The 9,732-nt window shown below is 47.6% G+C and carries 9 protein-coding genes; 2 read left to right on the top strand and 7 right to left on the bottom strand.

Annotation, left to right across the window (positions count from 1 at the left end; translation table 11 throughout):
* From BMY60_RS14005 to BMY60_RS15520, 6 genes are all read right to left on the bottom strand, one after another.
* Positions 1 to 371 (bottom strand): helix-turn-helix domain-containing protein (locus tag BMY60_RS14005; RefSeq protein WP_143057462.1); only part of this gene is annotated, 371 nt, incomplete at its 3' end.
* Positions 372 to 553: 182 nt separating this feature from the next.
* A complete protein-coding gene (locus BMY60_RS14000) occupies positions 554 to 1,222 on the bottom strand; it encodes a PEP-CTERM sorting domain-containing protein (RefSeq protein WP_090334462.1) in 669 nt (222 codons plus the stop codon).
* 292 nt (positions 1,223 to 1,514) lie between these two features.
* Positions 1,515 to 3,431: an Lnb N-terminal periplasmic domain-containing protein gene (locus BMY60_RS13995; RefSeq protein WP_256250890.1), complete on the bottom strand. Its 1,917-nt coding sequence runs from the start codon at positions 3,429 to 3,431 to the stop codon at positions 1,515 to 1,517.
* Positions 3,432 to 3,496: 65 nt separating this feature from the next.
* Positions 3,497 to 4,006 carry a DUF3015 domain-containing protein gene (locus BMY60_RS13990; protein WP_090334459.1) on the bottom strand — a complete coding sequence of 170 codons (510 nt, stop codon included), beginning with the start codon at positions 4,004 to 4,006 and terminating at the stop codon, positions 3,497 to 3,499.
* A gap of 198 nt (positions 4,007 to 4,204) precedes the next feature.
* Complete coding sequence (locus BMY60_RS13985; protein WP_090334458.1) at positions 4,205 to 5,053, bottom strand: alpha/beta hydrolase; 849 nt, start codon at positions 5,051 to 5,053, stop codon at positions 4,205 to 4,207.
* The gene (locus BMY60_RS15520; RefSeq protein WP_143057461.1) at positions 4,998 to 5,231 is read right to left on the bottom strand and encodes a hypothetical protein; all 234 of its coding nucleotides are present in this window, start codon (positions 5,229 to 5,231) and stop codon (positions 4,998 to 5,000) included. The genes BMY60_RS13985 and BMY60_RS15520 overlap by 56 nt, the downstream gene beginning before the upstream one ends.
* 393 nt (positions 5,232 to 5,624) lie before the next feature.
* Between BMY60_RS15520 and BMY60_RS13980 the strand changes: the two genes are divergently transcribed.
* Positions 5,625 to 6,800 (top strand): PepSY-associated TM helix domain-containing protein, encoded by a 1,176-nt coding sequence (locus tag BMY60_RS13980; RefSeq protein WP_090334456.1) that lies wholly within the window; start codon positions 5,625 to 5,627, stop codon positions 6,798 to 6,800.
* Positions 6,801 to 7,055: 255 nt separating this feature from the next.
* Positions 7,056 to 9,128 (top strand): TonB-dependent receptor, encoded by a 2,073-nt coding sequence (locus tag BMY60_RS13975; RefSeq protein WP_218141711.1) that lies wholly within the window; start codon positions 7,056 to 7,058, stop codon positions 9,126 to 9,128.
* 142 nt (positions 9,129 to 9,270) lie between these two features.
* On the opposite strand, the gene BMY60_RS13970 is transcribed toward BMY60_RS13975, so the two are convergent.
* A partial coding sequence (locus BMY60_RS13970; RefSeq protein ID WP_177166673.1) for a transposase occupies positions 9,271 to 9,732 on the bottom strand: 462 nt, incomplete at its 5' end.

Here is a 9,732-nt window from a genome sequence, read left to right as displayed (position 1 = left end):
GCCAATAACTTCAGTGTCCAACGGTTGCGCCCATTAGGTGGTTCCGAGCAGCTCAATGCCACCAGGTGCGCTTCCTGTTCACCATCAAGACGTGGTGCTCTTGAGCGCTTGCGAGGTTCCCTTTCCAGAACTTTATGAAAACCTTTCTCAACCAGTCGCTGCCGGACCCGCTCTATTGTCCGCCTGCCAGCATCAAGTGATTTTGCTATTTCTTTATCATGCAGACCGCCGTCAAAGCGATTTACATTCGCTTTTAACAAAATTTGTGCCCGTTGCCGTTTGTAAGCAGCAACTTTTCCTGTTCTTACCAATTTGGTGAGTGTTTCGCATTCTTCTTTACTCAAGCGGACAATATATTTCTTGGCAGGCATCAATACACCTCATAAATAAGATTAGATTATCTATATATCTTACTCATTTTTAAGTGTACTTGCATCCGTCAAAATAATATGGCTGATGTACTAGGTTTATGCTTTAATTTCAGGTTTGCGGTATGCGAATGCATAAAAAAACCCGCCGCAGCGGGTTTTTTTATTGATACTAAAAATATGAATTATCGTTTTTGTCTGCGGGCTAGACTAAAACCCAGCAGGCCTAAGCCAAACAAAGCAAGCGTTGTCGGTTCCAGTATAACAACTGGCTCGCCGCCACGGATATATAAATTCATGTGTGATAAAGAGGGAAATTGTCCGCCGTTATTCTGAAAATTAATTGAAAATGTACCACTATTGTTTGCCACTACCTGGGCGTCGTCAAAGAACCATAAAGCATAACGGTTACTTGCTTTCAGCATACCGACAAAATCGAAATTAGTGGGAAAGTTTGGCGGCGCTGCGCCATTCGTATCTATGGCTGTTAAACTCCAGCCACCGTTCGTTCCGGCACCAGCAGTCAGTGTGAAGTCAAATCCACCAAACGAGCCCGTTCCTACACCAGGGCTGCCTGGATCGTCGTCTTTTGCAAGAAATGTCCAATCGGTTCCCCATGTCAATCCAAGATTATTGAAGCCTGTGGTCAGATTACCTCGAACTTTGGGCTCATTTCCCAAGACAACGCCATAGCAGTCATTCGCATTGTTACCATTAAAAGTCATATCGCTGAAACTCAGCCCATCCGGATTGGGTGAGCCGGATACACTGCAGTAGGTCGGCGCTGCGTTGGCCAAGCCTGAAAATAGCATCATTGCTGATGTAATGACGCAACATTTTGTAAACTTATTCATAACCACACTTCCTCTACTGTAAAAAGTATTATGTTTATTTTTCGTTACTGATATCTTATATGGATTAGCAAGAATCGTACCATATTTTAATATCGTTGTAATATGATGATGTATATATCAAATTTTGTGGTGCTGGTGCATCGGTTTTATTTATGTTCGGATGTTGTAAAATTTTCCGACAAAAATGTGGGCTATGTGCATAGTATTTGCATGCTATAAATGAATATGGGGTATGTTATGTCGTCGCTTCAGGTGTGCTGTTAGTACAAGCGAATTAGTAGCTAACGATGCGTTAGAAATAATAATTGACAGCAAAGATACCTTCATTGTTATGGTCGTAGCGGTTGAATTCCAGCCGCATATCCAGATTTTGTGTGAGCGCATACCGGGTGACGGCATGTGTTGTGAAAAACCGTTTATGTTCGCCCAGAACAAATACCCGGTAGTTTCCTGCCAGCTTGATTCTCAATTGTTCATTGAAATCGTAGTACATGCCTATTTCCGCGTTGCCGCCAAGCCGGTAATCACGTTTCAAATGGCCGGAGAAGTCGGTCTTTAAATCCAGGAATGAAAATAACAACAGCGGTGAGAAAAAGGCCGGACGATACGCAATGCCTCTGCCGTAGCTGCCGGAGAATGTGTTGCAATAACCGCAATCCCGGTCTCTGAGTGTGTCTACGCTGAAATTAAAACGCCAGGACGGTTTAAACAATAATGGATCGTACGGGTTCAGTGCAGTAATCGAGAGGAACCGCGCCTGATCCAGCCGGACGCGCTCGGACTCGAGAAAATAGCGGAGTTTGAAATCCATAAAAATAATTTCCGAATCCTTATCATAGCCCGCGTCTCTGGCCATTAAGTCATGATAGGCGGGCCGGTAGGCAAATTCCATAAAAGGTTCCCGGTCGTTATGGCCGGTTGCAATCCGGAAACGATCGGCGCCGTGGCCAGGATGCGGCGGGCTGGAAAAATGCAATGAGGGCGTGTGCGCCGCATTATCTGTCTGCAAGCGGCTTCTTGCCAGAAGAACCGGATATGGAATTTTTACTTCGTGATCGCTGTGCTGCCGCATGCTTTGATACTGAAGGTAATCCATGTAGGCATCCAGCAGAAGTGTCTTTGTGCCGTCCGGGAGCCGGGTGAACTCGTCGGCATCCAGTAAAATTTTTTCTTTGGCGATCGCTTGAAAAACGCGTTGCTGTTCACTCGTCATCAAATGCCGCTTTTGATTCATGACACTCACGATTGACGGGCGGTATACGACTTTTTTAACCAGATTATCCTGCGCCATGACGATCTTGACTGTATCCGCAGGGATGACGCTGAAAAAAAATTGATCTTTTAATCGCAACTCCGGTCTGGCAATCTCAAAAAGCGATAAGACGTGATAGGAACAGTTTTCCTGAAAATAATAATAATCAAAGTAAGTGCCGCCAAGTTCCCATAAATGCAGCAACATGGTATTTAACTGCGCTTCAGTGAAATCAAGCTCATACTCCCAAAGATCACGGCTTTCCAGATTGTTGTATTCCTGTACCTTAGTGTAATAGGGGAAGATGGCAAAACGCCCTTCGAATGCGCCGGTCAGTCCACGCCAGGCGTACAGGAACGGATTGTCGGTGTCTGGAATCGCGGCGTAGTTGGCGCCGTAGTTTGTGAGTTTTCTTTCGCCTTGCCGGTCCCTGCTGTCGATGCGTACCAGGGTATGACCAAACATTGATGCCGGATTATTCAAATAATAGGTCGCAAAAACCAGTGTTACGCCAACCGGGTCCAGTTCGCTGACCCAGCGTTCAAGCCGTTCGCATGCCTGTATTTCAAGGCGGGTGGCGTCAAACTGCAGTTGCTGGTGCAGCCATTTAAATCGGGCTGGAAAATTGCATTGCGGATGTTCTGTGTCTGCCGCCGGTTTGTCGGCAGGAAGAAAAAAACCGGCCAGCGTGGCCGCCAGCTCCGATTCGGGGTTGGTTTTTCCGTCAGGCGCATTGAAAAAATCCATACCGTCCGCCTCGCTGACAACGCCACCGAGTAGTCGCGGTTTGTATTTTAGCAACAGGTGCCAGACGCGCTGCTCGTGCAGTTTTAATTGTCTGGCTTGCTGCTGAAGTTCAACCAGATAATCGTTGTCATGGGTGCTTTTGGAAAAAGCAGTTCCGGGAAACAGGCAAACGCAGGCGGTTATTCCGATAACAAATAAAAAGGACGGCACAAAAAAACAGCGGATGAGAATGCAGGGTTTTGCGGATACAGGCGGCCGCCCATATCCGCGCGGCTTTAATTCAATGCTGATAATTGAATATGGCAGGATTTCGATAAATTGCGATGTTGACTCAGCATCGTGTCAAGCCGGCCGAGCAATGCATCCGGGCTTGTTTGCGTGCCGGTGACAATTTCACTGAATTTCTCCTGGGTCATTGCACCGAATTCCTGATACTGCGTAGCCGGACATTGATACATGCTGGCTAAAATGTCGAGGTGCTCACCTTCGCCCTGAGCCATTTCTTTTATCAGACTGGTGTAATTCTCTGAAGCGAATATTTCTCTTTCTTTGCTGAGATTGAGCAGGCCATGGTCGCCGCAATTGGATGTGCCGGAAGTCATGCCAAAGGTTTGAGAACCAGAAGTGCCGTTGGTCGTTGCGGCAAAAATCTGTTCCGGCCCACGTTCAGAACCGATGACTATCGAGCCCAGCCCGCAGCCGGCGGTACCATATCCTGCGGCAAAAGCAGATATCGGAAACAAAAGCAGAAACGCTGTAAATACAAGCAAACTGTTGCGTACCATTATATTCTCCTTATTGACGATGTCTCTGTTTCAAACCAGTAATCGCGCGTCCGGTTTGAAAGCAGATGTGAATCGAAACTGCAAGAAAACTACTGAAACGTTGATGAATCTACTTAAACTTTTTTGCACTGTCAAACAAAAGCCGTTGTGACGATCTGTTGTTACTGGATCCCGCCGGCAAAATAGCATTTGACGGACTCAGTATTGATCTAAGTTTTCCAGAAAAGATAAAAACTTACTGCGGTATTTGTGATCGTGCCCCCAGAACACATCGGTATGTCTGCCTTCCGGTATTTTCCAAAATATTTTCGGCTCGGCCAGTTTTTTAAAAATCCTGTCACCGAATACGGGTTCAACTGTTCTGTCCTGCTGTCCGTGTATCACGAGAACAGGCACAGGCGAAAGTGACGCCAGGTTTTCGGGAGCCCAGCGGTCGTCTAAAAGCAAGTAGCCCAACGGTTGCATCGGCCATGTCAGCCAGTGATGAGCCAGCTTGATGCGCGCTATTTGCTGGAAAGAATCGAAAGTACTGTCAGCGACTACCAGTGTTAAATTGATCTCGTCCTTTTTATCGATTGCCGTGCGCAGGGCAATATTACCGCCCAGGCTTTGTCCATAAATAATAATCGGACCGCCATTAGCTTTATGCCGGCTGACCCAGGCGACAGCTGCATGGCCTGACTCAACGCAACTTTTTGGTGTTGGCTTTCCTTCGGAACGTCCGTAACCGGGGTAGTCGAAAATGAAGACATTGTAGTGTTCATGACTGATCCATGCCAGTTGGAGGAAATGTGAAGTGAGATTTTCAGCGTTGCCGTGAAAGAAAATGATGGTCGCTTTGACAGGCCTTTTTTTGGCAGAAAACCACCATCCATGCAGTTTTCTTTGCGCGTCGTCGGTAAAAAAAACATTTTCCGGCGTATATCCCGCAGCCGCAGGATCAAAAAAACGGTGCTGGTTATCGGGATAATATAGCAGGCCGGAGCATCCGCTAAATAACAGAACGGCGATGAACAGAAAACAATAGTGAATGTTGGCTGTGTTCATTATCCGCGGCTATTTCAATTTTATAAAATATGTCTTTATTAACAACGGCTTTATGCATCGTATGCTGCTTGTTCACGATAATCAGGAGTCGTTCATAAATAACTGTAACGCCTGGATCGCATCTGGCGGGCACACTGCGGCGTTGCTCGTTGTCGCCATAGCTTGTGCTATGACTCATTCTCCCGCCTTGCATTGCATCCCGCCAGCCGCGTCCAGTTGTCACACTTATTTATTCGCGGCTCCTTGGCACAAATAATAACAGGTTAGCCGGATATGTGAAGCAACAAGATTCCAAAGCCGAACATAGGCAAAGCACATAAGCATCGCTGATTTGCGGTTAAGCCAATAATCAAAACCTCTGTTGTAAATAACACCATAGTTTTTACACAACTAATATTGCAAATAATAACAATTATCATTAATATTCGCATAAATTGTTTTATGCCGGTTTGTTCGGTCAATCGTATTTTAATTGTCATTCTTGTCATTCGCGTTTTTTATACTGCAAGCGTGCAACAGGGCCGGGTTGTATGAGAACGCATTGTTAATTCTTTTAGTTGAAAGGTGAAATTTGGTACAGAAAATTCATTTATGGATCGGTATCATCATCGGTATTTTTTTTAGCCTGTCAGGAATCTCCGGCAGCATTCTGGTATTCGATGACGAGCTGGACACTTTTTTTAACGCGCACTTATGGCGAGTTGAACCGCAATCTGGCGTAATCCGGTTGGATGATGCGACGAACAGGGTGCAATCCGGGTTTGCCGAACATACTTTGTTATTGGCGCGCCTGCCACGCGAGTCCGGGCACAGCATTGAATACTGGGTGAAAAAAGATGAGGCGATACAGCAGGTTTATGTCGATCCATGGACGCTGGATATTCTCGGAGTGCGCAATGAGCATGCCGGCTTTCTGGGTTTTCTGCATGATTTGCATGTGCATTTGCTCGCTGATGACGATGGGTTATTCGTTAACGGATTAATGGGTCTGATTTTATTGCTGACGGTTTTGACCGGGTTATGGCTGGCATGGCCGGGCTGGCGGAAATTAATCAGTGCATTGCGCGTTCCCCGTAAGTCATCACGGTTTGCACGATGGTTCGCGCTGCACCGTTCGCTCGGCCTGATTTCAATGCTGTTGCTTTTTATTGTGGGGTTGACGGGCGCCGCGATGGTTTTTTACAAACAGACCAATACTGCCTTGATTGCTGTTTTTGGGGGACCGGGATTAACCGAACCACCATTGATAGAACATGTTGATCTGCATGCCATACCGAAATCGCCAAGTACGCTGCTGCACGCAGCTGAGTCGTCGATACCCGGTGCCGATGCAACCTGGCTGCGGTTCCCGGCCAAGCCGGAAATAGCGTTTGTTGTCAGGCTGAAATATCCGGATGAATCGCATCCAAATGGTACCAGCTACGTTGCGTTGAATGGCGTATCGGGAGAAGTGCTTATGGTGCATGATGCAAGGCGCAGCGGGGCAGGGCAGCAAATAGCAGACATGAAATACCCTTTGCATATCGGAACTGCCTTTGGAACGACGGGACGTCTGTTGATCTTCGTTACAGGATTTATACCGGCAATACTTTTTGTAACCGGTGTATATACATGGTGGTATCGGCGTAAAAAACGCCAGGAGGCCCCGCTGCCTTTCCCGGAATCAGCTGCACTTGATGCAAATCTGTCTGCAACAGAAGAGAAGTGCACTGGAGCATCTGAACAAAATTACAAAAGCCGGGTGTAGTTACCGGTCGCGTCTGCGGTAAATAAGCGCCTGTTAAAAAGCAGCTGTTGCCTGGCGGGTTTTTCTGTTAGCAATTCTGAAACCGCAGAATTAAGTAACAAAAGCAGCGAAGGGCGGATCAATTGAGCGTACCTGAATACGCTATGCACAACAAAGCAAAAAACATGCAGTAGCGCTATCAATGTGTACGGTATGTATCAAATTAAATGATAATACTTATCATTATGATTAACATTAATTTATAAGGTGAAAATAGTGACAATAATTGAGTTCATGTGTCAGTGGCGGCAAATGTTTGCCATGTTACTAATCCTGGTCAATTGTCTGTTTCCAGACCGGCTGCTTGCGCAGAGTAAAAGCATGGAGCCGGTTGTGGTGACGGCTACGCGCACGGAAACGCCTGTTTCTGAAACGACACGGTCAGTATCAGTAATCACAAATAAAGAAATACAACAACAGGCAGGTTATGCGCGTAATTTGAGTGATGTTCTGGCGAAAACGATACCCGGTCTGGGACCCAGCACTGAAGCGCTATCGGCATTCGGCCAGACCCTGCGCGGGCGTGACTACCTGGTGCTGATTGACGGTATTCCGCAATCAACGGCGTTGCGTTCTTCAAGCCGTGATCTGAATACGATCGATGTTGATGCAATCGAACGTATCGAGGTGGTGCGCGGCGGTACCGCAGCTTACGGTTTCGGTGCAGCCGGGGGGCTGGTTAACATTATTACCAAACATGCATCCGGAAAATTGAGAGAAGGCTTCTCAAAAGGCGGTATCCGCTTTTCAACGGAGCGGTTTGACGATGCGATCATGTGGGAGACAACGCACCGGATTTCCGGCACACGGGAGAATATGGATTATCTGGTATCCGGAACTTACGGCGAGCGCGGCCAGTTCTTTGATGCAAGCGGCGACCGCATTCCGCCCGACCCAATCGGTGTGCAGGGCGGTCTGGCCGATACCAATACTTTCAACATACTCGGAAAGCTGGGATTCAATTTCGACAATGACCGGCAGCGGGTGCAGTTTACTGTCAATCATTTTAATATCAAACAGGATACCAATTTCACCTTTGGCTTGGGCGATCCTGCAAATGGCATCAAGACCCCCGCGGTCCGCGGGCAATTCAATCCATTTAAGCCGGGTACGAAAAACACCATGGTCGGTGCCGACTACATCAACAAGAACTTTTTTGGCAGCCATGTTTCGGTGAAAGGCTATTACGACGATCAGATTGCCCGCTTTGCAAAATTTCCCGGGTTTGCCCAGACTGAAGTCCGCGCTGAAAAATTCGGCAGCCGTGTGACGATCAATACGCCCATTTCTGTCAAAAACTATGAATTCAGTGCTATCTGGGGGCTGGATTATCTTCGCGATCAGGTTGTGCAGGCCGGCCTGGACGGGCCGACTGTCGTCCCGTTTATGCGGCAGGATGCGCTTGCGGGCTTTTTTGAGCTTGAACTGCCGGTCAGCAAGTACGGAATCGTGCGCGGCGGTATCCGTCAGGAAGCTATTTCCGTCGATATTTCAGATGTCATCAATCGGGCCGGCGCCAATATCAGCGGCGAAGAAGTCAAGTATGACAACACGCTGTTTAACGGCAGCGCAGTCGTCTTTCTAACTGAATACCTGGAACTTTATGGCGGTTATTCCCAGAGCTTTTCGCTCGCGGATATCGGCCGTGCCATCAGGGACGCAAATATCAGCGTGGTCAGCGCCGGCCAGTTGGCGTCTGAGGCGCAAAAAGTGCATAACTACGAGCTCGGTTTGCGAGGCCGGTATGGCCCGGTACAGGCATCAGCCGTTGGTTTTTACAGCGAATCGAATAACGGCACGACATTTAACAGAGATCTGAGCATCGTCAAGCTGCCTGAGCGTATCTGGGGTGTCGAAGGTTCACTGGCTTACCGGGTTACTGAACAGGTTAATGTCGGTGGTACGGCCAGCTGGGCGGAAGGCGAAATAGATCTGGATGATGATGGCAAGTTTGATGAGGACCTTCCCAATACCAGAATTTCCCCGGTAAAACTGACAGGTTTTCTGGAGTACAGTCCATTTGAATGGTGGCAGAACCGGATGCAGGCGTTTTATGTCGCCGACCGGACGCCGAATTCAACACAGTTTGGTGGAATGCCGGTTGACGATTATGTTCTGGTGGATCTGACGACCAGTCTTGCGGTAGGGCCGGGGTATTTTACCGTTGCAGTTAAAAATCTGCTTAACGAAAACTATTTTCCGCTGATCAGCCAGGCCTCACAAACGCCGTTTGGGTTTGCTACGGGACCCGGCCGCATGGTCGGTGTGACCTATGCGTTTAACTGGTAGCCGTGTGAATAGCGAATGGCAGTACGCTGATATTCTCGCCTGCTGCGTTTTATTAATATACACCTGTCAACTTTTGATAGGAAAACAAATTTGTAAGGAAACACACATGATTACAATAATAACTGAAGTTTCCCTTTTTTCCCTATGCGACCATCCGCAATAATGCTTTGATGAGAGAATTTTGTTCGGGTTTGCCTGGCTTGGGGCAAAAGGTAACAAAATCTTTATCGAATGCGGCCTGAGTAATCAGTTTTCTAACATCGGAGAAGGCGAAGTGACTTCGATTGTTAACAGCGTAACAACGCTGCGGTGTTTTATCAAGGCGATCTGCGTATATCCAGGTGATGGCGGTGGCCATCATGCAGAAGCTGAGGTGATTCATAACGGCATGCGGCGTACGGGTTTGGCTTTTTATGCTTCCAATTTCCTGCTTGATCTCTTTGAAACCGGCCTCGATTTTCCAGCGAGCGCCATAGTATTCGATGATCTGCTCGACGGTGAGATCAAGATCAGTGGTAAAGAATGCAACCCATTGTGATTTTCGGTAGGCCCAGACGACACGCACGGCACATTTGAGTGTTTTCAACATGCAGATGTGATCGTA

Origin of the sequence: Nitrosomonas sp. Nm51 (genome assembly GCF_900111165.1) — a bacterium.
GTDB lineage: Bacteria > Pseudomonadota > Gammaproteobacteria > Burkholderiales > Nitrosomonadaceae > Nitrosomonas.
This window is presented reverse-complemented; position numbering and strand designations above follow the sequence as displayed.